Genomic DNA, 24451 nt, shown 5'->3' with positions numbered 1-24451 from the left:
GCCTTCGCCCCCACCGTCCTGGAGGACCCATGACGACGCACGCCCGCTCCGGATTACGTACGGTGCCACGTACGGTCCTCGGCTCCGTCACGGCCGCCGACGACCGTGCCGGGGAGGGCTGATGGCCCATGACCACTTCCGCCCCGTCTACCATCCCGCTGGCCACGACAACGCGCTGCGCGGCGCGCTCCAGGACCTGCGGACGGGACGCTGGGTGTCGATGCGGGATCTCCTCGCCGACACCCGCGACCGGTCGCTGTGGACCCAGCGGACCCAGGTCCTCGCGGCGGTCGCGGCCGGTTCGGACGTCGTCAAGGCCTGGCGTGCGGAGGAACCGCACAGCGTCGCCGCCGCCGTGATGCACGCCCGGGTCGCCGTCGAACGGGCCGTCCGCGCGCACCGCGAGGGTCACCACAGGACCCGGGACCTGTGGCACGAGGCCTGGGACGCGTGTGGCGGGACCGCCCGTATGGCGCCGGACGATCCTGTGCCCTGGGTGTGCCTGCTCGCTCTCGCGCAGCTCGACGACCAGCAGTTCATGGAGGAGCACCGGGTGCCCCCGCCCGGGCCGATGCTGCCGCCCGGCCCGTGGGGGCTGCTGGGCGAGGCCGACAAGCGCGACCCCGGCAACCGCGAGGCCTACCACCGGATGCTGCAGTTCCTCTACGTGCGCCGGTCGGGCGCCCTGTCGGAGGCCGTGAACTTCGTGCAATGGGCGGCCTCCACCGCCGCCCCCGGATCACCGCTGCACGCCCTGCCGCTGTACGCACGGGTGGAGCGCTACCGCAGGGAGCAGGGCCACCGCCGGGCGCTGGACCTGCACTGGGTCGCCGAGGACGCCATCCGCGACTCCGTACGGGCGCTGCACGGCTGGTTCGACCACGCCCGGCCCGCCACCAGCTCACTCCTCGACCTCAGCCATCTCGCCCACGCCCTGTGGGGGGCCCTGCACTTCGAGGAGGCCGGGCGCGTCTTCGAGGCGCTGGGGCCGTACTACACCGCCGTTCCCTGGACCTACCGCACCGCGGACCAGAACGACAAGGCAGCCACCGAGGAGCTGTTCCTGCGGGCGCGCGGGCGGTGCCTCACGGCGGCACGCGACGCCCCCGGCAGATGACCCCCGACGGCTCCCTCAGCCGGTCGGCACGCCCCGTCCCGTCCCCCTGTTGTGTCCAACTCTCTTCCCCCGGAGGTCCGTCCATGTCCCGTACAGCGTGGTCCGCCAAGGACCAGGCTCCGCCCAGGGATGAGGAACAGCGGCTGCGCGAGCTCGGCTACCAGCCCGTCCTCGCGCGCCGGATGGGAGGCTTCGGCAACTTCGCCATCAGCTTCTCCGTCATATCCATCCTGTCCGGCTGCATGACCCTCTACGGATTCGGGCTGAACACCGGCGGCCCCGCCGTGATGATGTGGGGCTGGGCGGGCGTCGGGCTGTTCGTCCTGTGCGTGGGTCTCGCCCTCGCCGAGGTCACCAGCGCGTACCCCACCTCCGGAGCCCTGTACTACATGGCCGACCGGCTCGGCGGACGACGCTGGGGCTGGTACACGGGCTGGCTCAACCTGCTCGGGCTGCTGGGCGCGATCGCCGGAATCGACTACGGCGCGGCCCTGTTCACCGGGGCCTTCCTCAACCTCCAGTGGGGCTTCGACCCCACCCCCGGGTCGACGTTCGTCATCTTCCTGTGCATCCTGCTGCTGCACGCGACGCTCAACCTGTTCGGGGTACGCCTCGTCAGCGTCCTCAACTCCATCAGCGTGTGGTGGCACCTCACCGGTGTCGCCGTGATCGTCGGCGCCCTCGCGATCGTGCCCGACCGCCACCAGTCGCCCTCGTTCGTGTTCACCGAGTTCGTCAACGACACCGGCTGGGCCAACCCGTTCTACGTGGCGGCCATCGGCCTGCTGCTCGCGCAGTACACGTTCTCGGGGTACGACGCCTCCGCCCATCTGTCCGAGGAGACCTCCAACGCCTCCGTCTCCGCCGCCAAGGGCATCGTCCGCGCCATCTGGGTCTCCTGGATCGCCGGCTTCGTCCTGCTCGCCGGGCTGACCTTCGCCATCCAGGACTACGCCGGCACCCAGGAGAGCGCGACCGGAGTGCCACCCGCCCAGATCCTGCTGGACGCGCTCGGCTCCGCGGGTGCCTCGGCGCTGCTCCTCGTCGTGATCGTCGCCCAGCTGTTCTGCGGCAACGCCGAGGTGGCCGCCGCCAGCCGGATGGTGTTCGCCTTCAGCCGCGACAACGCGCTGCCGGGATCCGCCCTGTGGCGCAAGGTCAGCAGCGGCACCCAGACGCCCGTCCCCGCGGTGTGGCTCTCGGTCGGCGTGGCCGCTCTGCTCGCGCTGCCGTCGCTGTACTCGGCCACCGCCTACGGGGCCGTCACCGCCATCAACGTCATCGGCATCACCCCCGCCTACGCGATACCCATCTATCTGCGGCTGCGCGCCGGGGACCGCTTCCAGCCGGGGCCGTGGCACCTCGGCCGCTGGAGCCGGCCGATCGGCTGGATCGCGGTGTCCTGGGTGGCCGTGGTGACGGTGCTGTTCTGTCTGCCGCAGTCCTCGCCGCTCACGGTGAACTCCATGAACTACGCCTCCATAGCCCTGGTCGTCGTCCTCGCCCTGGCCAGCGTGTGGTGGTACGTCGCCCGGCGCTCGTACAGCACGCCGTCCGCGTACGGGAACGACCGCGAGCAGGCGGAGATCGCCGAGGGCATCGTCTGAGCCCGCTCCCCGGCGTGACGGCGGCGGGCCCGGGTACGCGTCGAACGGCGCGTACCCGGGCCCGTGCGTTCCCCCGCTCGCTCCCGGTTCGTTCTCCCGTTCGTTCCGTGTGATCCGTGGGCAGGAAGACAGGCAGCGAGTCGCAGGCGAGGGGCAGGAGCGCGCGATCATGGAGCGGCAGACGAACTGGCAATTCCTCGACGACCGGGGCCACTTGGCGACGTCCGACCGGCGGCCGGAGAAAGTCGTCACCTACATACAGGCCGGAGCGACCCTCTGGGAGCACGGCATACGATCCGCCGGACTGTTCGGCTCGAACCACGACGGTGACGGGCCGGACCCCGTCAAGGCCGGATCGCTGCCGCTCGACGGCATCGACTACCTGGGCTCCGGCGCCGCGCTCGACGCCGAAGCGCTGCTCCGTGGCGCGCCCGACCTCGTGGTCGCGGTCACCTACGGCGGCGGGCAGGTGTACGGGATCGACCCCGAAGCCGCGAAGCACGTCGAGGAGCGGGTGCCCCTCGTCGTGCTCGACGTCGGCCAGGGCCAGTCCCTCGCCGACGTCCGCGCACGGTTCGCCGCCCTGGCCCGGGCCCTGGGCGCCGCCCAGGACACCGCGGGCGCCATCGCCCTCGCCCGTGCCGTCAACAGGCTCCGGGCCCTGGCCCGAGGGGCCGCCGGCCGCCGCCCGGCCCTGCTTGCCCTGTCGCCCGCGTCCGCCGACAGCGCCTATCTGGCCAAGCCGCCGTCCTGGCCCGACCTGCGGGAACTCACCGCGTTCGGCCTCGACCTGGTGTCCCCGCAGGGCGGTCCGAGCGCCAACTGGTTCACCGCCGACTGGTCCGCCATCGCGGAACTCTCCGCCGACGTCCTCCTCGTCGACGTACGCGCCAACGCCCACCCCCTCGACGCCCTTCGCGCCGACGCGTCCTGGCAGGCCGCGGCTTCCGGTGCCCGCATCGTCCCCTGGAACCCCGAAGCCCCCTGCAGCGACGGCGCCCACGCCCGCTTCTTCGACCAGGTCGCCGACGCCGTGGAGGCCGTTGACGGCTGACCGGCTCCGGCAGGCAACCCCCGACGCCACGGCGGCGTCCTCCCGGTCGTGATCGAAGACATGGGACCCTCCACAGGCGACGACCTGGACGGATCGGAGGGGGAGGTTCTGACCGGCCCGCTCTGGCGGCATGCGGTGTGGGTGGTGGGTGTCACCGCCCTGGGAGTGGGGTTCGGCTGGTTCTCCTCGCTGTCCCGAATCGGCCCCGACGAATACGGTCTGCCCGTGATCGCCCCCGGCCCCCTGCTGCCCTATCTGGCCGCATGGACCGTGGTCGGTCTGCTGGCCGCCACCGCGCTGCGTGCGGTCGCCGCCAGGGTGCCGGTCTACGCTCCGGGGGCCGTCGCCTTCGGCCTCACGTGCCTCGGGACGCGACTGTCGCTGGGCTGGCGGCCCGAAGCGCCGCTGCTGGGGACACTGGCGGCCGTCGCGCTGACGGCCGCCGCCGTGTGGTGCCTCATCGCCTTGCGCCCGGTGTCCGGCAGGCGGCCCGCGCGTTCCTGAACCCTCCGGCGACCGCTCGCCGGAGGGCCGTGGCCCGGCCCTACCGGGGGGCCGTGGGCAGGGCCGCCAGTTCCCGCAGCGCGGCCCTGACCCACTCGATCCAGAACCGCTCCAGATCGATCCCGCCCCGCAGCACCACATGACGGAGCCGGTCCTCGACCGTGTCCCTCTCGGGCGGGAAGTGGCGCTTCTCGATGTCCTCGTACTCGGCCAACTGGCCTTCGTGCAGAGCGAGATGGCGGCGCAGCTCCGCCTCGAGGCCCGCCGTGCCCACGACGGCCGCCGCGCGCATCCGCAGCAGCAGGGCGTCGCGGATCGGCTTCGGGTCCTCGGTCCTGCCCACCCAAGCGGTCAGCTCCGCACGGCCCGCGGGCAGGACCTCGTACTCCTTCTTCTGGCCCCGGGTGGGCCGGCCGGAGGGCAGGGCCCGGATGTGCCCCGCCTCCTCCAGTTTCCCCAGCTCCCGGTAGATCTGCTGATGCGTGGCGGACCAGAAGTAGCCGATCGACCTGTCGAAGCGCCGGGTCAGCTCCAGCCCTGACGACGGCTTCTCGAGCAGGGCGGTGAGGATCGCGTGCGGGAGTGACATGACCGCATCCTAGGCAGGGGCGCGGACGCCCTAGGGGGTGTCCGGCGGGTCTTGCTGGGCTCGCGACGCCCTGCGACTCCGTCTCCGGCGTTGTCGTCGGGCGCCAACGCTCCGCGTTGTCTTCCTCCTCCGCCTGGGATCCGAAGCCGCATGACGCCGCTCGCTGATCCAGCCTGACCCACCGGACACCCCCTAGATCGCCGCCGCCAGTCGCGTGCCCTGGTCGATGGCGCGCTTGGCGTCGAGTTCCGCCGCGACATCGGCGCCGCCGATCAGATGGACCGTGTGGCCCGCCGCGCTCAGCTCGTCGTACAGGTCACGCCTCGGCTCCTGGCCCGCGCAGAGCACCACCGTGTCCACGGCGAGCGTCGTCGAGGCGCCGTCGACCGTGAGGTGCAGGCCCTCGTCGTCGATCCGGTCGTACGTCGCCCCGGCGACCATCGTGACGCCCCGGTGCCTGAGCTCCGTGCGGTGGATCCAGCCGGTGGTCTTGCCGAGGCCCGCGCCGACCTTGGACGTCTTGCGCTGCAGCAGATGCACCTGACGGGGCGGCTTCGGCCGCTCCGGCGCACGCAGCCCGCCGGGCGTCGCGTAGTCCGTGTCGACGCCCCACTGCCGGAAGTACGTCTCCGGGTCGAGGCTCGCTCCCTCGCCGCCGTCGGTGAGGAACTCCGCGACGTCGAAGCCGATTCCGCCGGCGCCGACGACGGCCACGCGCTCACCGACCTCCGCGCCGTCACGCAGCACATCGAGGTAGTTGACGACGCTCGTGTGGCCGACGCCCTCGATCGCGGGCGTACGGGGGGAGACGCCGGTGGCGACGACGATCTCGTCGTAGCCGGTCAGCAGCCCGGGCGTGACGTGGGTCCCCAGCCGTACCTCCACTCCGCGCAGCCGGAGCTGCGTGCGGAAGTAGCGGAGCGTCTCCTCGAACTCCTCCTTGCCAGGCACCCGCTTGGCGATGTTCAGCTGCCCGCCGATCTCCTCGGCGGCGTCGAAGAGCGTTACTTCATGCCCGCGTTCCGCCGCCGACACCGAGAAGGCGAGACCGGCCGGCCCGGCCCCGACGACGGCCAGGCGCTTCTTCCTCCGGGTGGGGGAGAGGACCAGCTCGGTCTCGTGGCAGGCGCGCGGATTGACCAGGCAGGAGGTGATCTTCCCGCTGAAGGTGTGGTCGAGGCAGGCCTGGTTGCAGCCGATGCAGGTGTTGATCGCGTCGGCGCGGTCCTCGCGGGCCTTCGCGACGAACTCCGGGTCGGCCAGGAAGGGCCGAGCCATCGACACCATGTCCGCGCGGCCCTCGGCGAGCAGCTTCTCGGCCACCTCGGGGGTGTTGATCCGGTTGCTGGTGACGAGCGGCACCGAGACCGCCCCCATCAGCTTGCGCGTCACCCAGGTGTACGCCCCTCGCGGCACCGAGGTCGCGATCGTGGGGATGCGCGCCTCGTGCCAGCCGATGCCGGTGTTGATGATCGTCGCGCCGGCCGCCTCGATCTCCTTGGCGAGCGCGACGACCTCGTCGAGCGACGAGCCGCCGGGCACCAGGTCGAGCATCGAGAGGCGGTAGATGATGATGAAGTCCTCGCCGAGGCGCTCGCGGGTGCGGCGGACGATCTCGCGCGGGAAGCGGGTCCGGTTCTCGTACGAGCCGCCCCAGCGGTCGTCCCGGCGGTTGGTGGCGCCGGCGATGAACTCGTTGATGAGGTAGCCCTCGGAGCCCATGATCTCGACGCCGTCGTATCCCGCGGACTTCGCCAGCTGTGCGGCCCGTACGTAGTCCTCGACCGTCTGCTCGACCTCCTCGTCGGTGAGGGCGTTCGGCACGAACGGGCTGATCGGCGCCTGGAGCGCACTGGGCGCGACGAGCTGCGGGTGGTACGCGTACCGGCCGAAGTGCAGGATCTGCATGGCGATCCGGCCGCCCGACTCGTGCACGGCCGCGGTCACCGTGCGGTGCTGCGCGGCCTCCGCCTCGGTGGTGAGCTTGGCGCCGCCGTCGTACGGCCGTCCCGCGTCGTTGGGGGAGATCCCGCCGGTCACGATCAGGCCGACGCCGCCGCGCGCACGGGCGGCGTAGAAGGCCGCCATGCGCTCGAAGCCGTTCTCCGCCTCTTCCAGACCGATGTGCATCGATCCCATCAGCACCCGGTTCGGGAGCGTGGTGAACCCGAGGTCGAGCGGGCTCAGCAGATGCGGGTACGGGCCCGGGGTGGGGGTCGGGGTCATCGGGGGTTCCTCCTCGCGCAACGAGCGTCGACCCTCTTTGTAGACGCCTGACCCCCCGTTGTGCAACAAGTTGCACAACGGGGTGGAGGTGAGATGCGCTACGCCGGCACCGCCCAGCGGCCCAGCTCCTCGGCCGTTCGAGGCCCCGGGTCGTCCGCGGCCAGCAGGCCGTGCGCACGCAGGACCTCCGCCGCGGCCATCGCCCACGGCCGCCGCAGCCGCGCCGCGTCCAGCAGTTCCCCGTCGGCCAGCAGCCCGGCGACCGGCCCCGTCCGCAGCCCCGAGGGGGACAGCACGGCCGCGTCGTCGGCCCACCGCAGTGCCAGATCCACGTCGTGCGTGGCCATCACCACGGTCGTACCACCCTCGCCGAGCCGCCCGAGCACGGCCAGGAGGCGCTCCTGGCCGTGCGGATCGAGACCCGCGGTCGGCTCGTCCAGGACCAGCACCCGGGGCCGCATCGCCACGGCACCCGCGATCGCCGCCCGCTTGCGCTGCCCGTAGGAGAGGAGATGCGTCGGCCGGTCCTCCAGGGCGGCGATGTCCAGCGCCTCCAGTGCCTCGGCGACCCGCGCCCGTACCTCCCGCTCCGGCAGGCCCAGGTTCATCGGCCCGAACGACACGTCCTGCCCGACCGACGCGGCGAACAGCTGATCGTCCGGGTCCTGCACGACCAGCTGCACGGTCGACCGGAGCCGGGTCAGCCCCTTGCGGTCGTACGTGATCGGCTCGCCGTCCAGCAGCAGCCGGCCCTCGGCGCACCGCAGACCGCCGCTGAGCAGCCGCATGAGGGTCGTCTTGCCACTGCCGTTGCGGCCGAGCAGCGCCAGGGACCGGCCGGCGGCCACGGCAAAGTCGACGCCACTGAGCACCGGTGGGTCGTCGGCGTACGCGAATCCCGCGCCGGCCAGCTCCACCACGGGCGATGTGTTCACAGGACCGACCTTTCCAGGACGAAGGTGAGGGCGACGATCCCGGCGAGCAGCCCGGCGGTGGCCGCGAGGAAGCGCGCGGACACCGTCGCCCGCGGCACCAGTACGCGCAGCGTCCCGTCGTAGCCGCGCCCGGCCAGCCCTGTGTGGAGCCGCTGGGCCCGGTCGAAGGCCCGCACGAAGGCGGTGGCGCCGAGCCCGGCGAGGGAACGCCACGTGGCCGCCCGGGAGGTGTGCCCGAGCCTGGCGGCCTGCGCCTCACGGATCCGGTGGACCGTGTCCAGCAGCAGGAAGCTGATGCGGTACATGACGAGCGCGACATCGACCACCGGCGCCGGAACACCCGCCCGTACCAGCCGCGGCAGGACGTCGGACACGGGAGTGGTGAACGCGAACAGCAGCACCCCGAGCGAGGCGGCCGACGTCCGCAACAGAAGCTCGCCCGCGTGCGCCGGGCCGCCCGGCGCGAACGCCACGAAGCCGTCCGGCCCGCCGACGGCGAACAGCAGCGGCGCCGCACCCGTCACGCAGAAGCCCAGCGGAACGCGCCACGCCCGCCACAGCTGCCGCGGCGCCACACCCGCCGGGCCGAGCAGCACGGCGAGCGCGGCGGCGGCGACCAGCACGGCACCCGGCCACGGCGGCAGTGAGATCGCACAGAACGTCAGCCCGAGTCCCAGCGCCGCCTTCTCGCAGGGATGGCGGCGGCGCCAGCGACTGCTGTGCGCCGCCGCGTCGATCGGCAGCACCGGTGATCAGGCAGCGGGACCGTCGGAGGGGACGGCTGCCCGCGATGCGTCCCCGGGAGCGGCCGCCGCGGCACGGGCCTCGCCCTGACGGCGGCCCTTGCGCAGCCCGAAGTAGTAGGCCAGGACCCCCGCGCCGAGCGCCGCCTGCAGGGCGAACAGCGCGGACTCGACCTCGCCGGACGGGGGCTCGTACAACGGGGAGAACCAGGGCTCGTAGTCCGGCGCGATCTCGGTGATCGCCGTCTCCGCCTCGGCGTCCGCGCCGGCGAAGGGCTCCTCCTTGTGGTCGCCCAGTCCCAGCACGAGGGGGAACACGGCCAGCGCGGCCACGATCACCAGCAGCAGTGTGTTGATCTTCGCGTTACGGCTCATCGGACCGCGGCCTCCTTCTTGTTCCCACCCTGGAGCAGCACACCGAGCCGGGTCAGCTCACCCTTGCTCGACTGGACGAGGAGACGCATCACCAGCACGGTGAGCAGACCCTCGCTGACCGCCAGCGGGATCTGGGTGATCGCGAAGATGCCGCCGAACTTGGCGAGTGCGCCGGCGAAGCCGCTGCCCGGGTCGGGGAACGCCAGCGCCAGTTGCACACTGGTGACGCAGTACGTGGACAGATCCGCGACGAACGCGCCGAAGAACACGCTCACCATCAGCGGCAGTTCGAACCGCCGCAGCAGCCGGTACACCGCGTACCCGGCCCAGGGCCCGACGATCGCCATGGAGAAGGCGTTGGCGCCGAGTGTGGTGAGCCCGCCGTGGGCCAGCAGCAGCGACTGGAACAGCAGGGTGATCGTGCCCAGTACCGCCATGATGGGTGGTCTGAACAGGATCGCGCCCAGTCCCGTACCGGTCGGATGGGAGCAACTCCCGGTCACGGACGGGATCTTCAGCGCGGAAAGGACGAAGGTGAAGGCCCCGGAGGCGCCGAGCAGCAGAGTCGACTCGGGATGGGCCTTGACCTCACGGGTGAGCGCCCGGACGCCGTGGATGACGAAGGGGGCGGACGCGGCGCCCCAGGCGGCCGCGTGCAACGGGGGCAGATACCCCTCGGCTATGTGCATGGTCGGGAGACCCTCTCCAACACCTCGTGGATGGACAACGCGCCTTGGCCGGTCTCCTGGCTGACGGGTCAATCCGCCCGGGCTCCGCCTTCCCGGACGCCGCGGTCTCCCACGGCGGTCCAGTGGCTTCCTTGCGGATGGAGCCGGACTTCCCGATCACAGTGGCGAGGGCCGCACCGGTACCGCACCGGTTTCCCGTTCACCAAGGCGGTGCGACATTAGTGCTTTGACCAGGTACATCACAAGCCGCGCACGGAGGCGCGCCGTCAGACCTTGTGATACGAGTACGCTTCCTGGGCCGCCGCCTCCACTTCGTCCAGAGCGCCTCCCGCCGCCGCGGTGACCACCGCGGCGACCGCGCCCTCGACGAACGGCGCGTCCACGAGCCGGGTCCCCTCCGGCAGTTCGTCGCCCTCGGCCAGCAGCGACTTCACCGTCAGCACGGCGCTGCCGAGATCCGCCAGTACGGCCACTCCCGCGCCACGGTCGACCTCCCGCGCCGCAGCGGCGATCAGCTCCGAACTGGTGCCGAGCCCACCGTCCGGCAGACCGCCCGCGGGCGCGAGAGGCACCGAAGGGGCGCCGCCGGCGAGGCCCCGCGCGAGTTCGGCGACGGACGCGGCGAGCTGAGCGCTGTGCGACACGAGGACGATGCCGACCTGACCCGCCGCACTCACCGCGCCACCTCCTCGAGCGCAGCGATCAGCAGCGCGGAGGACGTCGCCCCCGGGTCCTGGTGCCCGATGCTGCGCTCGCCCAGATAGCTCGCCCTGCCCTTGCGCGCCAACATCGGCACGGTCGCGAGCGCGCCCTCCTCGGCGGCGGCCCGGGCGGCCGCGAAGGACTCGTCCAGCGCCGCGGCCGCCGGCTCCAGCGCGTCCAGCATCGTCTTGTCCCCGGCCTTCGCGCCGCCGAGCTGGGCCACCGCGGCGATCCCGGCCCGCAGCGCTTCGGCGAGCTGCGCCGGGGACACCTCGGGATCGTCGCCCAGGGCCTTGCCGGCCCGCCGCAGCAGCGTCCCGTACAGAGGGCCCGAGGCCCCGCCGACCGTCGAGATCAACTGCCGCCCGGACAGGATCAGTACGGCACCCGGGGTATCCGGCGCGTCCTTCTCCAGAGCGGCCGTCACCGCGGTGAAACCGCGCTGCATGTTGATGCCGTGGTCGGCGTCCCCGATCGCGGAGTCGAGTTCGGTCAGCCGGCCGGCCTCACGGCCCACGGCGTCGGCGGCGGCCGTCATCCAGCGGCGGAAGAAGTCCGTGTCGAGCACAATGTCTCCTTCGTTTCCCATGGTCAGCGGCCCCAGCGCAGTCCGGGCGTCGACACGGGCGCGTCCCACAGCCGCAGCAGTTCCTCGTCCGCCTCGCACAGCGTCACCGAGCAGCCGGCCATGTCGAGCGAGGTGACGTAGTTCCCGACCAGGGTCCGCGCCACCGGCACGCCGCGCTCGGCCAGCACCCGGTGCACCTCCGCGGTGAACCCGTACAGCTCCAGCAGCGGTGTCGCTCCCATCCCGTTCACCAGCGCCAGCACCGGACTGGACGGCTCCAGGTCCTCCAGGACGGCGTTCACGGCGAAGTCCGCGATCTCCCGCGACGTCATCATCGGCCGCCGCTCACGGCCCGGCTCGCCATGGATACCGATCCCCAACTCCAGCTCGCCGGACGGCAGGTCGAACGTGGGCGAGCCCTTGGCCGGCGTCGTGACCGCGCTCAGCGCCACACCGAAGCTCCGCGAGCGCTCGTTGACCCGGCGGGCGAGGGCCTCGACCCGTTCCAGCGGTGCACCCTCCTCGGCCGCCGCACCCGCGATCTTCTCGACGAACAGCGTCGCACCCGTCCCGCGCCTGCCCGCCGTGTACAGACTGTCCGTGACCGCCACGTCGTCGTTCACCAGCACCTTGGCGATCTGGACGCCCTCGTCCTCGGCGAGCTCCTGGGCCATGTCGAAGTTCAGCACGTCGCCGGTGTAGTTCTTGACGATGAACAGCACCCCCGCCCCGCTGTCCACGGCGGCCGCCGCCCTCGCCATCTGATCCGGGACGGGTGAGGTGAAGATCTCGCCGGGGCATGCCGCCGAGAGCATCCCGGGCCCGACGAACCCGCCGTGCAGGGGCTCGTGCCCCGAGCCGCCGCCCGACACCAGCGCCACCTTGCCGGCGACCGGCGCGTCCGCCCGCACGACGACCCTGTTCTCGACGTCCACCCTCAGGCCGGGATGCGCCGCGGCCATCCCGCGCAAGGCGTCCGCGACGACCGTCTCGGGGACATTGATGAGCATCCTCATGGGAACCTCCTGATGAGACTGGTGACGATCTCACTGCGGACGGTGTCTTCTCAGGTCGGACCGCGCCGGCACCGTGCCGTACGCCCTGGCCCTGCCAGTATCGGCTACGGCGGCGCCACGCGGGGGGCGACGGCGGAGGCTTCCCGGCCGGAGAGCTCTTCGAGGGACCGGCCCGCCGGTTCGATACGGAAGACCAGAGTGACCACGAAGGCCAGCGCGCTGGTCGCCGCGATCCCGTACAGGAGCGCGCTCGCTCCGATGTCCGCCAGCAGTACGGGGAAGAGGAACGTGCCCAGCGCGGCACCGAGCTTCCCGCAGCCGGCGGCGAAGCCATGACCCCCGGCCCGCACTTCGGCGGGGAAGACCTCGGCGGGCAGGGCGAACGTCGTGGCGTTCGGGCCCATGTTCATGAAGATGTTGAACAGGGCGAAGCCGGTGAAGACCAGGACGAGATGCGACCCGGAGCCACCGGTGAGCTGACCCGACACGGCGAGGAGGCAGAGCGCGCAGGTCATCATCGCGAATCCGGCGAGTTGGAGGGGAACCCGTCCCACCCGGTCGACCAGGACGATCGCCAGCACGAAGCCGACCACCAGGAACACGTCCAGGGCGGCCGTACCCTCGGTGGACGCGATGTCGTCGGCGATGAACGTGGCGTTCGCGCCGCCGAGTGCCAGGCCGGCCAGCAGCGTGGGGGTGAAGATGCCGACGCCGTAGGTCGCGATGTCCATCAGGAACCAGGGCACGGACGTGAAGACGGTGCGCCGCGCCAGACGACGCGAGAACAACTGGGGCTGGACGAAGGCCCTGAGCCCCTCCGGCGGTGGCGCGTCGCGCTCACGGTCCGTCTCCGCGATGTGGACCGGCTGCCCGGTCAGCACCTCCGCGACCTCGCGGGCCTCGCGCTCATGGCCGTTGCGGGCGAGCCAGCGCGGGCTCTCGGGCATGTTCCGCCGCAGCGCGATGATCAGCAGGGCGGGCAGCGCACCGAACCCGAGCATGAGGCGCCAGGAGTCCAGGTCGGGCAGGGCGAGGAGGATGACCACACCGGCCACCGCTCCGAGGAGGATGCCGGCGGCCTGCAGGCTGAACGCGCCCACCAGCCAGCGTCCGCGGTTGCGGGACGGCAGGATCTCGGCGAGGTAGCTGGCCGCGATGGGATAGTCCAGCCCGACCGCCACCCCGAGCAGCAGCCGGAAGGCGATCAGGGACCAGATGTCCCACGCGCAGGCGCACAGCACCGAGAAGACGACGAACATCCACAGGTCGATCCGGAAGATCCGGCTGCGGCCGATGCGGTCGCCGAGCGGCCCCAGCAGAGCGGCGCCGAGGGCGGCCCCCACGATCGCCGCGGCCGACAGCAGTCCCTGTTCGGCCGGGCTCCCGTCGAACTCCTTCGAGATCAGTGGGTTGGCGACCCCGATGATGAAGAAGTCGAAGCCGTCGAGCATGATGCCCAGTCCGGCCAGCAGCCAGAACCTCCGGTGCAGACGTGAGATCGGTGCGCTGTCGAGTGCAGCGCCGAGCGAGCGCGATCCGCCGGGGGATCGGTTGATCACCTCGGGCACAGTGAACGACCCCCATAGCGGTCGAGAACGGTCTGCGACGACCCGCAGGACGGTCCTGCGGGACCGCGGCGCACGGCCGGTACGAGTGAAGGCCACCGGATGCGGTGGATCAACGTGCCACGCTGGCACGGGACCCGGGCCACCCGGGCGCCACCCGCGAATCCCGGATCAGTACCGCTGCGCCTTGGCGACCGTCGGGGTCAGCGTGGTGTCGGCCGGCTTGCGGCTGATGGCCAGGGGCTGGGCCTGCTCACCGGGTGCGAGGTCCTTCGCCCCGACGATCCGGCTCTCCACGACCTTCCCGGAGGAGTCCTTGAAGTCCACCTGCACCGCGTACGACGCCTGTGCGTCCGTGCGGTTGGTGATGGTGACGACGACGACCTGCAGGCCGCCGGTGTCGGCCGTCGGCCGCCCCGTGAGAGCCACGTCGGACCGGGCGTTGCCACCGCCCTGCAGGTTCTTCAGGCGTGCCTCGGCGTCCTTGGCGGCCTGTGACGCCTCGTCGGAGACGCGGGCCTCGAACGAGGAGGCGGCGGCCGACGCGGACGAGGCCCGGGCGGAGGCCCGGGCGCGGGCCGACGCCTCGAGCGAGGCAAGCGCCGAGGCCGCCGTGCCGGTGAAGGACGCCGTGTCGGGCGGGGTCGGCCGGGGGCTGAACGGTGAACTGGTCCCCGAATCGCCACTCTCGGTGCTGCACGAGACCAGTGCGGCCGCGCCCGATGCCGTCACGACCAGCGTCAGCACGGCCGCCGCCAACTGCCGCCCGAGGGAGGGGTTCTTCCGGCACGCAGACATGTGTGCCCGTCCTTTCACTGCTGGGGTCCGGTCCGCCCCTCAGGAGCGCGACGCGCCCGTGTCAGTAGCGCAACGTGCTCGCGATGCCGCCCATGCCGGTGAGGGTCCCGTCGGGGACGAAGCGCACCTGTGCGCCCGTGTCGAGGGACTTCTCGACGATCTCGTCGACGATGTCGTCGAGGGCGTCCAGATCGCCGGGGTCGGCCGGCAGGAGATGGCCGCCTGAGTCGCGCACCGTCTCGCGGTAGTTCTCCTCCACGGCGAGCAGCGCGACCCGGCCCGACTCCACGTTCTGGTGGATCTCGTCGACCCCCGCGGCGAAGGCGCGCCTGCCACGGGCCCGATCGAGCTCTTCGAGCACCCCGGCGACGTCCTTCTCCGCCCGGGCCTCGACGAACGGCCGTACCGCCTGCCACACGGCGTCGCCGGGACCGGCGGCCAGCCCGCCCTGGGTGACATGCGTGGCCGTTGCCCTGACCACGGTGCCGGCGTCGTCGATGAGCGACAGAGCGGCCGCCTCACCCGTCACGTACAGGGGCCGTGGATCGTTCCTGAGCACGGCGCCGACGGCGGTGTCCGCCTCCCTCAGGAACTGGCGCGTCGCCTCGTCCGTGAAGGTGCTGGGCACATCGCCGATCCGCTCCAGGCGCTCGGCGTCGAAGTTCTCGCTGATCCGGGTCATCGGGAAGGATCCGGTGTGCGCCTCGGTGACGTGATCCGCCGCGCCGCTCCACAGCGTGACGTGGTCGGACGAGACCGCCAGCACCCAGAAGGGGCGCTCCGCGGCCTGCGCCGAGACGAGATTGCGGGTGAGGTACGTGTCCGAGAGCACCACACGCTCGGGCACGCTCCGGCCCAGCATCCACACCTCATGCTCTCCCGGCGCCGCGAACACCACCAGTCCGTCCTCGGCGTGCACGAGATCGATCTCGGCGAGTGCCTGGTCGAGCTGGGCGGTGACATCCATCCGCGTCTCACGCGTGACGGCCGGATCGGCCTGCAGTTGCTCCTTCGCCTCGGCCATCAGGTTGCGCAGCCGGACAGGGTCCTGTGCGCTGCCCGGATCCCGGCGATGCGTGGGCATCAGGACCGACACCGCCGGATAGGGGCGCTGCCGTCGCAGCCGTGCCAGATCGTCGGAGCGGAGAGCTGGGTGCATCGGGACCACCCTTTCCGAGCGGACGTGCACGGGAGTGCCACGACCGATAACCAACTCTATGCACCATAAGTCCGATTCCTTGATCGGGCACCAGGACCGGGCGCCGGGACCGGGCACCGCGGCCGCTGCCCGGAGCCGGCGGCTCACGCCATCGACACGAGGCGGTCGGCGACCGTCTTCGCGGGCGTGCCGCTCATCAGGATCGTGAAGTGATTGCACTGCGGGATCGCCTCGGCGGTCAGGGGTGATGTCCGCGAGGTCCAGCGTGCGACGAGGCCGGCGTCGAGCACCCCCGGTTCCGTGCCCGTCGTCCCGCGGGGCGCGTACAGCACCTTCGTGGGTACGGACAGCCCGGTCAGGTCCTCGGCGAGCGCGGCCGCCGAGGTCAGCAGCTCCCGTCCGTCCCGGCGGACAGGGCCCTCCTGGGCGCGGGAGCGGCGGGCGCCCTCGGGGCCGGTGATGTCGTAGCGGACGTACGCCTCGATGTCGTCGTTCCAGTCCGGGCCGAGCGCCGGATGGGCGCGGAACTGGTTCACGTACGCCTCGTCGCTGTCGAACGTCCGCGACAGCCTGGCCAGGATCGGTCCCAGCGACGCGTCCAGGAGCGCGTCGGGGTGGGTGTGCGCAGCGGCCGGAACGGGCAGCCCGCCGTCGATGAGGAGCAGTCGGTCGAAGAGCTCGGGACGGCGGGCCGCGGCACGCAGGGCGACGCACGCGCCCATGGAGTGACCGGTGAGGGCGACACGCGCGCCGCCGCCCCACCGCTCGGCCGCCGCGCACAGGTCGGCGGCGTGGGTGTCGAAGCCGTACGGACCGGGGGTGGCCGCGCTGCCGCCCCGGCCCCGCAGATCAGGGGCGAACAGCGACCAGTCGGGCGGCAGATGGCGGGCGAGGGCGCGGAACGACATGCCGGACGCGGTGATTCCGTGTGCGGCGACGGCGGTGCGCGGTCCCTCGCCGAAACGCAGGACGCGCAACGCCCCGCCGTCGACGGCGAGTTCCAGCTCGGCCGGAGGTGTGGTCATGTGTCGCTCCTCGTGAAACCGGTCCATCCGTGCATGATCCTGTCATCCCGCGGTCACGCCCCTTGACGTGGTCGACTCCCGTTGGTTGAGTGGCTCATCCACTGAGCCACTGGGAGGAACGGCGTGGAGGCACTGCCCCGCGAGACCATCGTCGACGTCCTGGAGGGCCGGCTGCGCGAGGACATCCTCACCGGCCGCCACCCGGCCGGCAGCTATCTGCCGCCGGAGCGCCAACTCGCCGACGGGTACGGCGTCACCCGTACCACCCTCAAGCACGCCTTCGGCCGCCTCGTCCAGGCCGGGCTCCTGGAGACCCGGCACGGAGTGGGCACCCGTGTCCGTGACTACGCACGGCTCGGCGGCGCCGACCTGCTGCCCATGCTCGTACGGCACAGCCCGGACTGGATCGGCGAGATCTTCGAAGTGCGGCGCGGGGTCGGTGCGTTGATCGCCGCACGGGCCGCGGTCCGCGCCACCGCGGAACAGCGGGCCGAACTGGGCACGCTGCTGGCCGAGGTGCGGGCGGCCGACGGCGGGGACGCCGTGCAGCTCGCCGACATCGAGGTGCACCGGGCGCTCGCCCGCGCCACCGGCAACCGTGTCTACGGACTGCTGACCAACACCCTCTTCAACGCCTATCTGCCGGTGCGCGCCGCGCTCGTCGGGCCCTTCACGGACCCGGAGGCCGCGTACGGACGGCTGGAGCCGGTGGTGGCGGCGGTGGCCGCGGGTGACGAAGGCGCCGCCCGTCGGGCGGCGGAGGCATATCTGACGGCGACCGAGCGGATCATGCTGGAGGGTCTCGCATGAGCACAGGCACAGGCACAGGCACAGGCACAGACACGGGCACAGGCACAGGCGCGAGCACCGGTTCCGGTTCCGGCGCCGGCACCGGTACCGGCGCAGGCCCGGATGTGAACGCAGGCACAGGCACAGGCGCGAGCACGGACACAGGCGCGGGTACACGCGAGCGCGCGAGCACGCGCGGCACCTCGTTCGGCGAGACCATGCTCGGCACCGTCCGGCTCGACGGCGAGGACCGCACCCGCCGTGTCCGCCTCGACCTGCGGGTGACGGCGGACCGCGTCATGCGGCTCCTCGGCACGACCGGCGCGCGGGCCACCGGCCGGATCCGCGTCGAAGGATGGGCCGACGACCCGCACGCGGACGGCGAGTTGGAGATATCCCCGCTCGCGCGTCGGCGCATCCGCTACCGGATCTCGTTCACGGCCGGCGGTCGCCGCTTCACCCTCGACGGCTGGAAGTCCGTCACCCCGCGCAGGCCGGTCTCCTCGATGACCGTGCTCCCGTTCACGCTGTACGAGGACGGCGCGGAGGCCGGCAGGGGAACGCTGCGCTTCCCCGTGACCACCGGGCTGCTGCCCTTCCTCGCGAGCTTCCGCTTCCCGCGCCACGAGCACGCGGCGCCGCTGATGGCCCCACGCTGGAACGGCGCGCCGGGACGTACCGAGGTCTGGTACACGACCATCACGGACCCGGCCACCGGCACCGGCCTGTGGCTCCACCATGAACTCACCGCGCCCGCCGACGGGTCCGAGCCGTACGCACACGGCTGGGCCGCGGCGTTCCCGAAGGACGCGCCGGTCCGCCACGCCCGGTTCGGACCCGGCAAGTGGACCCCCGGCGAAGCGGGCTTCACCGCCGACGGCGTCGCGGCCGTCCCTGGCCGGCTGACCGGCGCCGCCGGAACCCTCCGCTGGGACCTCGCCGAACAGGGCGCTGACGCGCCGCTGTTCACCTTCCCTCGCTGGTCCTGGCGCCGCCCCCTGCTCCCCGCCGCCCAGATCCTGCCCGCCGCACGGGCCACCTACGGCGGGACGTTCTCGTACGACAACACGACGCTGACACTCGCCTCGGCGCCCGGTGCCTCCGCCCGGATCTACGGTCACGGCAACGCCCGGCGCTGGGCCTGGCTGCACGCCGACCTGGGCGGTGGCGACGTACTGGAGATCGTGGCCGCGGTCTCCATGCGGCCCGGGCTGCGCAGGCTTCCGCCCCTGGTCTTCCTGCGGCTGCGCCGGGGCGGCCGTACCTGGCCCCGGCGCGCCGAGCGCACGGCCGTCGGATGGGCGGGGCCGGGACGGTTCCGTGCCGCGATCGGTCTGCCCACGTGGACCGTGACCGGACGCGCCGGGCTGCGCCGTATCCGCGTCGACGTCACACAGCCCGAGGACCGCACCCTCGCGCTCGACTACACCGACCCGGACGGCTCACCCGCGGTCTGCCGCAACAGCGAACGCGCCGATGCGCACGTGCTGCTGGAGCGGTGGTGGTTCGGCGGCTGGCGCACCGAAGCCGAGTGGACGCTGGACGGCACGGCACACGCGGAAGTGGGCAGCCGATGAACCTCACCGGCTTCGTGGCGTCCCTCATCGCCGACGACGGCACCGACGGCTGGCCGGCCCGGGTGCCCGCACGGCTCGAAACCGTTCTCGCCTCGATGCCGCGTCCCGCCCGGACCGGGGTGCGGTCCGCGGCCCGCGCCCTCGACGCGTACGCCCTCGCCCGCACCGGCCGGGGGCTCGCCGCCCTCACGCCCGCCGAGCGGGAGTCCGTCCTCGGCTCACTCGGCGCGCGGCCCGCGCTCCTCCCGCTGCTCGATGTGCTCAAAGTGCCCGTCCTGCTCGCCGCCGGGACGGAACGGATGCTCCAGCAGGGCCTGTCCGTAGCGCCGTTGACGCGCGAGGACCCTCCGCTCGACTGCACCCCCGCCGACAGCTGGCCCGACCGCTCCACCGCCGACGCCGTGGTCATCGGTTCCGGCGCGGGCGGTGCCATGGCGGCGCGGACCCTGGCCCGCGCCGGGCTCGCCGTGCTCGTCCTCGAGGAAGGGCAGCACCACTCCACGGCGTCGTTCGGCCGGCGCACCCCGCTCGACCGGTTCGCCGACCTGTACCGGGACGGCGGAGCCACCGTCGCCCTCGGCCGTCCGCCGCTGCTGCTGCCCGTCGGCCGCGCCGTCGGCGGCACCACCGTCGTCAACTCCGGTACGTGCTACCGCACCCCGGAGCATGTCCTCGCGCGCTGGACCAAGGAGTTCGGGTTCCACCTCGCCGAACGTCTGGGACCGTACCTCGACGAGAGCGAGCGCACGCTGAAGGTCGCCACCCAGCCCCTGGACGTCCTCGGCAACAACGGCCGGATCGCGCTCGACGGCGCCGAACGGCTCGGCTGGCGGGCGGCGCCGCTGCGGCGCAACGCGCCCGGCTGCAAGGGCTCCTGCCAGTGCGTCGTCGGCTGCCCGACCGGGGCCAAGCAGAGCGTGCAGCTGTCCGTGCTGCCCGACGCCTGCGCCGCGGGCGCCCGGATCGTCACCGGAGCCGAGGTGCGTCGGATCCTCGTGGACGGGGACAGGCCCGGAGGCCCGCGCGCGGCCGGCGTGCGCGTACGACGCGAGGACGGCGGCGAGTTCGAGATCCTCGCCCCGCTCGTCGTCGTCGCGGCGGGCGCCCTGCAGTCGCCTCCCCTGCTGCGCCGCTCGGGCCTCGGCGGCCACCCGAGGCTCGGCCGCAACCTCAGCGTCCACCCGGCGACCAGCGTCGCCGGACGCTTCCCTGAGCCCGTGACCGCCTGGGAGGGGGTGCTGCAGAGCGTCGGCGTGGAGGAGCACCACGACGGCGGCGTGCTGATCGAGGCGACCGCGACCCCGCCGGGAATGGGCTCCTTCGTCCTGCCCGGCCTCGGCCACGAGCTCCGTCGTGAACTGGAGGACGCCGACCGGCTCGCCACCCTGGGAGCCATGATCGCCGACCGTCCCTCGGGCCGCGTCCTGGGCCGGGACCGCACCCTGCTCCGCTACGACCTGGACCGCCGCGACGCGGGGCGCCTGATGCGCGCTGTGCGCGCCATGGGGGAACTGCTGTTCGCCGCCGGTGCGCAGGAGGTCCTGACCGGCATCCCCGGCGCCCCGCGCGCCCGCAGCCTCGACGAACTGGACCGCGTCCTCGCCACGGCAGGCCCGCGGCAGCTGCATCTGTCCGCGTACCACCCCACCGGCACGGCCGCGGCGGGCTCCGACCCGGAGCGTTCCCCGGCCGACGCCACGGGACGTCTCCGCGGCGTCGAGGGCGTGCTGGTCGCGGACGCCTCGGTGCTGCCCGGCTGCCCCGAGGTCAATCCGCAGCTGAGCATCATGGCGGCGGCGCTCGCGGTGACGGAGGCACAACTGGAGCGGTGAAGCCGTGCCCGGTGGGCGGGAACGGCGCCGGGTCGCCGCCGCCGTCCCGCCGCTCCCCGCCGTCCGGCCTGCCGCCGGCGGGGAGCGGCCCGGCCCGGCAGCCCTGCGCCGTTCGGTCCCCCGGCCGAGCCGAACGGCCCATGCCCGCGGCGAGCCCCGGACGCACGCTGGTGGTGCGCGGCCCTCGTACCGCGCACGGCACGAGCAGCGTGAGGCGGGAGAAGGCGAACGGGTCATGGCGCGAACGGCCGAATGGAGGATCCGGCTCGATCCGTTCGAGGAGGGCCGGACGACGAAGGCCCACGCGCGGCCGGACACCGGAACGACGGTGCTCACGGGCCGTGGAGTCGCCCGCTGCCGTCCGGCGTGCCCGGACGTTGCGGAGATCGGTGACGAACTCGCCGCGAGCCGTGCCCGCCATGGCTTCGGCCGTCAGCTCATGATGGCGGCGTACGGCGACATCGAGACCCTCCACCACGGGTACACGATCCCGGACACCGGGCCGGGCGCCGCCCGCTGACCGAACGGCGCGGGAGGACCGGACGGCGCCGTACGGCCCGATGTGGCCTCACCACCCGACGTTACGGAGGAACCGATGCGCAAGGTCATGCGCCATGGCCGGACGGCGTTGAGCCGCGAGGAACTCGGGAGCCTGGACGCGCACTGGCGGGCGGCGAACTACCTGGCCGTGGGCCAGATCTATCTGATGAGCAACGCGCTGCTGAAGGAGCCGCTGCGACCGGAGCACATCAAACCGCGGCTGCTGGGCCACTGGGGCACCTCGCCCGGGCTCAACCTCGTCCACACCCACCTCAACCGGGTGATCAAGGCGCGCGACCTGTCCGCGCTCTGCATCTGGGGCCCCGGCCACGGCGGGCCCGCCGTGCTGGCCAACTCGTGGCTGGAGGGCACGTACAGCGAGACGTACCCGGACGTGAGCCGGGACGCGGTGGGCATGAACCGGCTCTTCCGGCAGTTCTCGTTCCCCGGCGGCGTTCCCAGCCATGTCGCACCCGAGACGCCCGGCTCCATCCACGAGGGCGGTGAGCTGGGCTACTCCCTCGCCCACGCCTACGGAGCCGCCCTCGACAACCCCGAACTGGTCGTCGCCTGCGTCATCGGCGACGGCGAGGCCGAGACCGGTCCGCTCGCCGCCTCCTGGCACTCCAACAAGCTCCTCGACCCCGTCCACGACGGGGCCGTGCTCCCGGTCCTCCATCTCAACGGCTACAAGATCGCCAACCCGACCGTTCTCGCGAGGCTCCCGCGGGGCGAACTCGACGAACTGCTGCGCGGCTACGGCCACGAGCCGCTGCACGTCGCCGGCGACGAGCCGGCTCAGGTGCACCGGGCGATGGCCGCCGCCATGGACCTGGCGCTGGACCGCATCGCCGCCGTCCAGCAGGACGGCCGTGCCGGACGGACCACCGAGCGGCCTCGCTGGCCCATGATCGTCCTGCGCACCCCCAAGGGCTGGACCGGTCCCGCCCGGGTCGACGGCGAGCCCGTCGAGGGCACCTGGCGCTCCCACCAGGTGCCGCTCCCGGGCGTCCGGGACAATCCGGAGCACCTGGCGCAGCTGGAGGAGTGGCTGCGCTCCTACCGTCCCGACGAGCTCTTCGACGAGGACGGCCGCCCCCGCCCGCAGGTCCTCGCGGCCGTTCCCGACGGCGACCGCAGGCTCGGCGCCACCCCGCACGCCAACGGCGGGCTCCTCCTGCGCGACCTCCCCGTCGCGCCGCTGGAACGCTTCGCCGTGCCCGTCGACAAGCCCGGCGAGACCCTCCACGAACCCACCCGGGTCCTGGGCGACCTGATCGCGCAGATCATGCGGGACACCGCGGGGCGCCGTGACTTCCGGCTGGTCGGCCCGGACGAGACGGCCTCCAACCGGCTCCAGGCGGTCTACGGCGCCACCGGAAAGGCCTGGCAGGCCGAGGTCCTGCCCACCGACGAGCATCTGGCGCGCGACGGCCGGGTCATGGAGATCCTCTCCGAGCACTGCTGCCAGGGCTGGCTGGAGGGCTACCTCCTCACCGGACGCCACGGGCTCTTCTCCTGCTACGAGGCCTTCGTGCACATCGTCGACTCGATGGTGGGACAGCACGTCAAGTGGCTCAGGACGTCCCGGCAACTGCCCTGGCGCGCACCCGTCGCCTCCCTCAACTACCTGCTGACCTCGCATGTCTGGCGCCAGGACCACAACGGCTTCTCCCACCAGGACCCGGGCTTCGTCGACCTCGTCCTCAACAAGAGCCCCGAGGTCGTCCGCGTCTATCTGCCGCCGGACACCAACACCCTGCTCTCCGTGGCCGATCACGTCCTGCGCAGCCGCGACTACGTCAACGTCGTCGTCGCCGGGAAGCAGCCCTGCTTCGACTGGCTGAGCCTGGACGAGGCGCGCGCCCACTGCGCCCGGGGGGCCGGAGCCTGGGACTGGGCCGGTACGGAGACGGGAGAGCGGGCGCCCGACGTCGTCCTGGCCTGTGCGGGGGACGTGCCGACGCAGGAGGTCCTGGCCGCCGCCGGGCTCCTGCGCCGGCACCTTCCCGACCTGGTCCTGAGGGTCGTCAACGTCGTCGACATGACCCGGCTGATGCCCCAGGAGGAGCACCCGCACGGCATGCCGGACTTCGAGTACGACGCCCTGTTCACCCGGGACAAGCCCGTGATCTTCGCGTACCACGGCTACCCGTGGCTGGTGCACCGCCTCGCGTACCGCCGGACCGGGCACGCGAATCTCCACGTCCGCGGCTACCGGGAGTTCGGCACGACCACGACGCCCTTCGACATGGTCGTACGCAACGACCTCGACCGGTACCGGCTGGTCATGGACGTCGTCGACCGGGTGCCCGGACTCGGCGTCCGTGCGGTCGCGGTACGTCAGGCCATGGCCGACGCCCGCACCCGGCACCACGCCTGGGTCCGCGAGCACGGCGTCGACATGCCCGAGGTCGCCGACTGGTCCTGGACCGGCTGACGGCCGCGGGCTCCGGTGGCGGCGCTCGTCTGGCGGAACGCCCGGCGGTCGCGCAGCGTGGATGAGGGATCCGCCGGAAGCCGACGGATCCGTGAGAGGTCGAGAAAGGTGGAACGGCCATGAGCACAGGCGATCAGGCTCCCCGCGTGGTCGTGGGCATCGACGGCTCGCAGTCGTCGTACGCGGCGCTGCGCTGGGCCGTCCGGCACGCCGGTCTGATCGGGGGCACGGTCGACGCGGTGGCGGCGTACGAGCTGCCGGGCGCGCACGGCTGGTCGGCTCCCGCGGTCGACGCCGAGTTCGACGCCGCGGAGGCCAAGCGGGGCCTCGTCGAAGAGGTACGCAAGGTGCTCGGTGAGAAGGGCGAGGCCCAGGTCCATGAGCGCCTGGTGCACGGCAACCCGACCGAGGCCCTCCTGGCCGCCGCCGAGGGTGCCGAACTGCTGGTCGTCGGCTCCCGGGGCCGCGGCGGGTTCGCCCGGATGCTGCTCGGCTCGGTGAGCCAGCAGGTCGCCCAGCACGCGCCCTGCCCGGTCGTCATCGTCCGGCCGGACGTCGCCGTGCAGGGCACCGCGACCGGCGCCACGTGACGCCGCACCAC

At 72.7% G+C, this 24451-nt stretch carries 23 protein-coding genes and 1 riboswitch; of the genes, 10 read left to right on the top strand and 13 right to left on the bottom strand.

Annotation, left to right across the window (positions count from 1 at the left end; genetic code table 11):
- Positions 1 to 121: 121 nt before the first annotated feature.
- The 4 genes from ACIQMR_RS15900 (at position 122) to ACIQMR_RS15885 (ending at position 4282) form a co-directional block, all read left to right on the top strand.
- Positions 122 to 1117: a hypothetical protein gene (locus tag ACIQMR_RS15900; RefSeq protein ID WP_401386612.1), complete on the top strand. Its 996-nt coding sequence runs from the start codon at positions 122 to 124 to the stop codon at positions 1115 to 1117.
- Between the two features lie 83 nt (positions 1118 to 1200).
- On the top strand, positions 1201 to 2724 hold the full coding sequence (locus ACIQMR_RS15895) for an amino acid permease (protein ID WP_401386610.1): 1524 nt from the start codon (positions 1201 to 1203) through the stop codon (positions 2722 to 2724).
- Positions 2725 to 2893: 169 nt separating this feature from the next.
- Positions 2894 to 3778 carry an ABC transporter substrate-binding protein gene (locus ACIQMR_RS15890; RefSeq protein WP_401386608.1) on the top strand — a complete coding sequence of 295 codons (885 nt, stop codon included), beginning with the start codon at positions 2894 to 2896 and terminating at the stop codon, positions 3776 to 3778.
- 60 nt (positions 3779 to 3838) lie between these two features.
- Complete coding sequence (locus ACIQMR_RS15885; protein ID WP_401386605.1) at positions 3839 to 4282, top strand: hypothetical protein; 444 nt, start codon at positions 3839 to 3841, stop codon at positions 4280 to 4282.
- Between the two features lie 40 nt (positions 4283 to 4322).
- Here the strand turns inward: ACIQMR_RS15885 and ACIQMR_RS15880 are convergent, their stop codons facing one another.
- From ACIQMR_RS15880 to ACIQMR_RS15820, 13 genes are all read right to left on the bottom strand, one after another.
- The gene (locus ACIQMR_RS15880) at positions 4323 to 4871 is read right to left on the bottom strand and encodes a PadR family transcriptional regulator (protein ID WP_401386602.1); all 549 of its coding nucleotides are present in this window, start codon (positions 4869 to 4871) and stop codon (positions 4323 to 4325) included.
- A gap of 192 nt (positions 4872 to 5063) precedes the next feature.
- The gene (locus tag ACIQMR_RS15875) at positions 5064 to 7097 is read right to left on the bottom strand and encodes an FAD-dependent oxidoreductase (protein WP_401386600.1); all 2034 of its coding nucleotides are present in this window, start codon (positions 7095 to 7097) and stop codon (positions 5064 to 5066) included.
- Between the two features lie 98 nt (positions 7098 to 7195).
- Complete coding sequence (locus tag ACIQMR_RS15870; protein WP_401386597.1) at positions 7196 to 8032, bottom strand: energy-coupling factor ABC transporter ATP-binding protein; 837 nt, start codon at positions 8030 to 8032, stop codon at positions 7196 to 7198.
- Positions 8029 to 8778, bottom strand: coding sequence for a cobalt ECF transporter T component CbiQ (gene cbiQ, locus ACIQMR_RS15865; RefSeq protein ID WP_401386594.1), 750 nt, complete (start codon positions 8776 to 8778; stop codon positions 8029 to 8031). Before cbiQ ends, ACIQMR_RS15870 begins: the two co-directional genes overlap by 4 nt.
- Positions 8779 to 8784: 6 nt before the next feature.
- On the bottom strand, positions 8785 to 9150 hold the full coding sequence (locus ACIQMR_RS15860; protein WP_266377340.1) for an energy-coupling factor ABC transporter substrate-binding protein: 366 nt from the start codon (positions 9148 to 9150) through the stop codon (positions 8785 to 8787).
- Positions 9147 to 9839 (bottom strand): energy-coupling factor ABC transporter permease, encoded by a 693-nt coding sequence (locus tag ACIQMR_RS15855; RefSeq protein ID WP_401386591.1) that lies wholly within the window; start codon positions 9837 to 9839, stop codon positions 9147 to 9149. Before ACIQMR_RS15855 ends, ACIQMR_RS15860 begins: the two co-directional genes overlap by 4 nt.
- 28 nt (positions 9840 to 9867) lie before the next feature.
- Positions 9868 to 10089: riboswitch (cobalamin riboswitch) on the bottom strand.
- Positions 10090 to 10105: 16 nt separating this feature from the next.
- Entirely contained in the window at positions 10106 to 10516 is a 411-nt protein-coding gene (locus ACIQMR_RS15850; RefSeq protein ID WP_401386588.1) for a PTS-dependent dihydroxyacetone kinase phosphotransferase subunit DhaM, read from the bottom strand.
- On the bottom strand, positions 10513 to 11109 hold the full coding sequence (gene dhaL, locus ACIQMR_RS15845) for a dihydroxyacetone kinase subunit DhaL (RefSeq protein WP_401386585.1): 597 nt from the start codon (positions 11107 to 11109) through the stop codon (positions 10513 to 10515). The genes ACIQMR_RS15850 and dhaL overlap by 4 nt, the downstream gene beginning before the upstream one ends.
- Positions 11110 to 11132: 23 nt before the next feature.
- Entirely contained in the window at positions 11133 to 12125 is a 993-nt protein-coding gene (dhaK, locus tag ACIQMR_RS15840; protein ID WP_401386582.1) for a dihydroxyacetone kinase subunit DhaK, read from the bottom strand.
- 104 nt (positions 12126 to 12229) lie between these two features.
- A complete protein-coding gene (locus tag ACIQMR_RS15835) occupies positions 12230 to 13684 on the bottom strand; it encodes an MFS transporter (RefSeq protein WP_401386579.1) in 1455 nt (484 codons plus the stop codon).
- 177 nt (positions 13685 to 13861) lie between these two features.
- Positions 13862 to 14488: a hypothetical protein gene (locus ACIQMR_RS15830; RefSeq protein ID WP_401386576.1), complete on the bottom strand. Its 627-nt coding sequence runs from the start codon at positions 14486 to 14488 to the stop codon at positions 13862 to 13864.
- Positions 14489 to 14549: 61 nt separating this feature from the next.
- Entirely contained in the window at positions 14550 to 15647 is a 1098-nt protein-coding gene (locus tag ACIQMR_RS15825) for a chemotaxis protein (RefSeq protein ID WP_401386573.1), read from the bottom strand.
- A gap of 143 nt (positions 15648 to 15790) precedes the next feature.
- On the bottom strand, positions 15791 to 16672 hold the full coding sequence (locus tag ACIQMR_RS15820) for an alpha/beta fold hydrolase (protein WP_401386570.1): 882 nt from the start codon (positions 16670 to 16672) through the stop codon (positions 15791 to 15793).
- A gap of 123 nt (positions 16673 to 16795) precedes the next feature.
- Between ACIQMR_RS15820 and ACIQMR_RS15815 the strand changes: the two genes are divergently transcribed.
- From ACIQMR_RS15815 to ACIQMR_RS15790, 6 genes are all read left to right on the top strand, one after another.
- On the top strand, positions 16796 to 17482 hold the full coding sequence (locus ACIQMR_RS15815) for a FadR/GntR family transcriptional regulator (RefSeq protein WP_401386567.1): 687 nt from the start codon (positions 16796 to 16798) through the stop codon (positions 17480 to 17482).
- Positions 17483 to 17586: 104 nt separating this feature from the next.
- Positions 17587 to 19038 carry a hypothetical protein gene (locus ACIQMR_RS15810; protein ID WP_401386564.1) on the top strand — a complete coding sequence of 484 codons (1452 nt, stop codon included), beginning with the start codon at positions 17587 to 17589 and terminating at the stop codon, positions 19036 to 19038.
- On the top strand, positions 19035 to 20870 hold the full coding sequence (locus ACIQMR_RS15805; protein ID WP_401386562.1) for an FAD-dependent oxidoreductase: 1836 nt from the start codon (positions 19035 to 19037) through the stop codon (positions 20868 to 20870). Before ACIQMR_RS15810 ends, ACIQMR_RS15805 begins: the two co-directional genes overlap by 4 nt.
- 235 nt (positions 20871 to 21105) lie before the next feature.
- Positions 21106 to 21390, top strand: coding sequence for a dsRBD fold-containing protein (locus ACIQMR_RS15800; RefSeq protein ID WP_401386559.1), 285 nt, complete (start codon positions 21106 to 21108; stop codon positions 21388 to 21390).
- 75 nt (positions 21391 to 21465) lie between these two features.
- The gene (locus tag ACIQMR_RS15795) at positions 21466 to 23850 is read left to right on the top strand and encodes a phosphoketolase (protein ID WP_401386556.1); all 2385 of its coding nucleotides are present in this window, start codon (positions 21466 to 21468) and stop codon (positions 23848 to 23850) included.
- Positions 23851 to 23969: 119 nt separating this feature from the next.
- The gene (locus ACIQMR_RS15790; RefSeq protein WP_401386553.1) at positions 23970 to 24440 is read left to right on the top strand and encodes a universal stress protein; all 471 of its coding nucleotides are present in this window, start codon (positions 23970 to 23972) and stop codon (positions 24438 to 24440) included.
- The last annotated feature ends 11 nt before the right edge of the window (positions 24441 to 24451 follow it).

Origin of the sequence: Streptomyces sp. NPDC091376, from assembly GCF_044757085.1 — a bacterium.
Lineage (GTDB): Bacteria > Actinomycetota > Actinomycetes > Streptomycetales > Streptomycetaceae > Streptomyces > Streptomyces pratisoli.
The sequence above is the reverse complement of the archived record's forward strand: the minus strand, read 5'-3'. Positions and strand labels throughout refer to the sequence as shown.

What these genes read in the sequence shown, in the direction of transcription:
- ACIQMR_RS15855 (WP_401386591.1), bottom strand. Translation starts at nt 9,839, where the DNA reads ATGCACATAGCCGAGGGGTATCTGCCCCCGTTGCACGCGGCCGCCTGG.
- ACIQMR_RS15900 (WP_401386612.1), top strand. Translation starts at nt 122, where the DNA reads ATGGCCCATGACCACTTCCGCCCCGTCTACCATCCCGCTGGCCACGAC.
- ACIQMR_RS15790 (WP_401386553.1), top strand. Translation starts at nt 23,970, where the DNA reads ATGAGCACAGGCGATCAGGCTCCCCGCGTGGTCGTGGGCATCGACGGC.
- ACIQMR_RS15805 (WP_401386562.1), top strand. Translation starts at nt 19,035, where the DNA reads ATGAACCTCACCGGCTTCGTGGCGTCCCTCATCGCCGACGACGGCACC.
- ACIQMR_RS15830 (WP_401386576.1), bottom strand. Translation starts at nt 14,488, where the DNA reads ATGTCTGCGTGCCGGAAGAACCCCTCCCTCGGGCGGCAGTTGGCGGCG.
- ACIQMR_RS15880 (WP_401386602.1), bottom strand. Translation starts at nt 4,871, where the DNA reads ATGTCACTCCCGCACGCGATCCTCACCGCCCTGCTCGAGAAGCCGTCG.
- dhaK (WP_401386582.1), bottom strand. Translation starts at nt 12,125, where the DNA reads ATGAGGATGCTCATCAATGTCCCCGAGACGGTCGTCGCGGACGCCTTG.
- ACIQMR_RS15875 (WP_401386600.1), bottom strand. Translation starts at nt 7,097, where the DNA reads ATGACCCCGACCCCCACCCCGGGCCCGTACCCGCATCTGCTGAGCCCG.
- ACIQMR_RS15895 (WP_401386610.1), top strand. Translation starts at nt 1,201, where the DNA reads ATGTCCCGTACAGCGTGGTCCGCCAAGGACCAGGCTCCGCCCAGGGAT.
- ACIQMR_RS15800 (WP_401386559.1), top strand. Translation starts at nt 21,106, where the DNA reads ATGGCGCGAACGGCCGAATGGAGGATCCGGCTCGATCCGTTCGAGGAG.
- ACIQMR_RS15890 (WP_401386608.1), top strand. Translation starts at nt 2,894, where the DNA reads ATGGAGCGGCAGACGAACTGGCAATTCCTCGACGACCGGGGCCACTTG.
- ACIQMR_RS15820 (WP_401386570.1), bottom strand. Translation starts at nt 16,672, where the DNA reads ATGACCACACCTCCGGCCGAGCTGGAACTCGCCGTCGACGGCGGGGCG.
- ACIQMR_RS15795 (WP_401386556.1), top strand. Translation starts at nt 21,466, where the DNA reads ATGCGCAAGGTCATGCGCCATGGCCGGACGGCGTTGAGCCGCGAGGAA.
- ACIQMR_RS15825 (WP_401386573.1), bottom strand. Translation starts at nt 15,647, where the DNA reads ATGCACCCAGCTCTCCGCTCCGACGATCTGGCACGGCTGCGACGGCAG.
- ACIQMR_RS15885 (WP_401386605.1), top strand. Translation starts at nt 3,839, where the DNA reads ATGGGACCCTCCACAGGCGACGACCTGGACGGATCGGAGGGGGAGGTT.
- ACIQMR_RS15860 (WP_266377340.1), bottom strand. Translation starts at nt 9,150, where the DNA reads ATGAGCCGTAACGCGAAGATCAACACACTGCTGCTGGTGATCGTGGCC.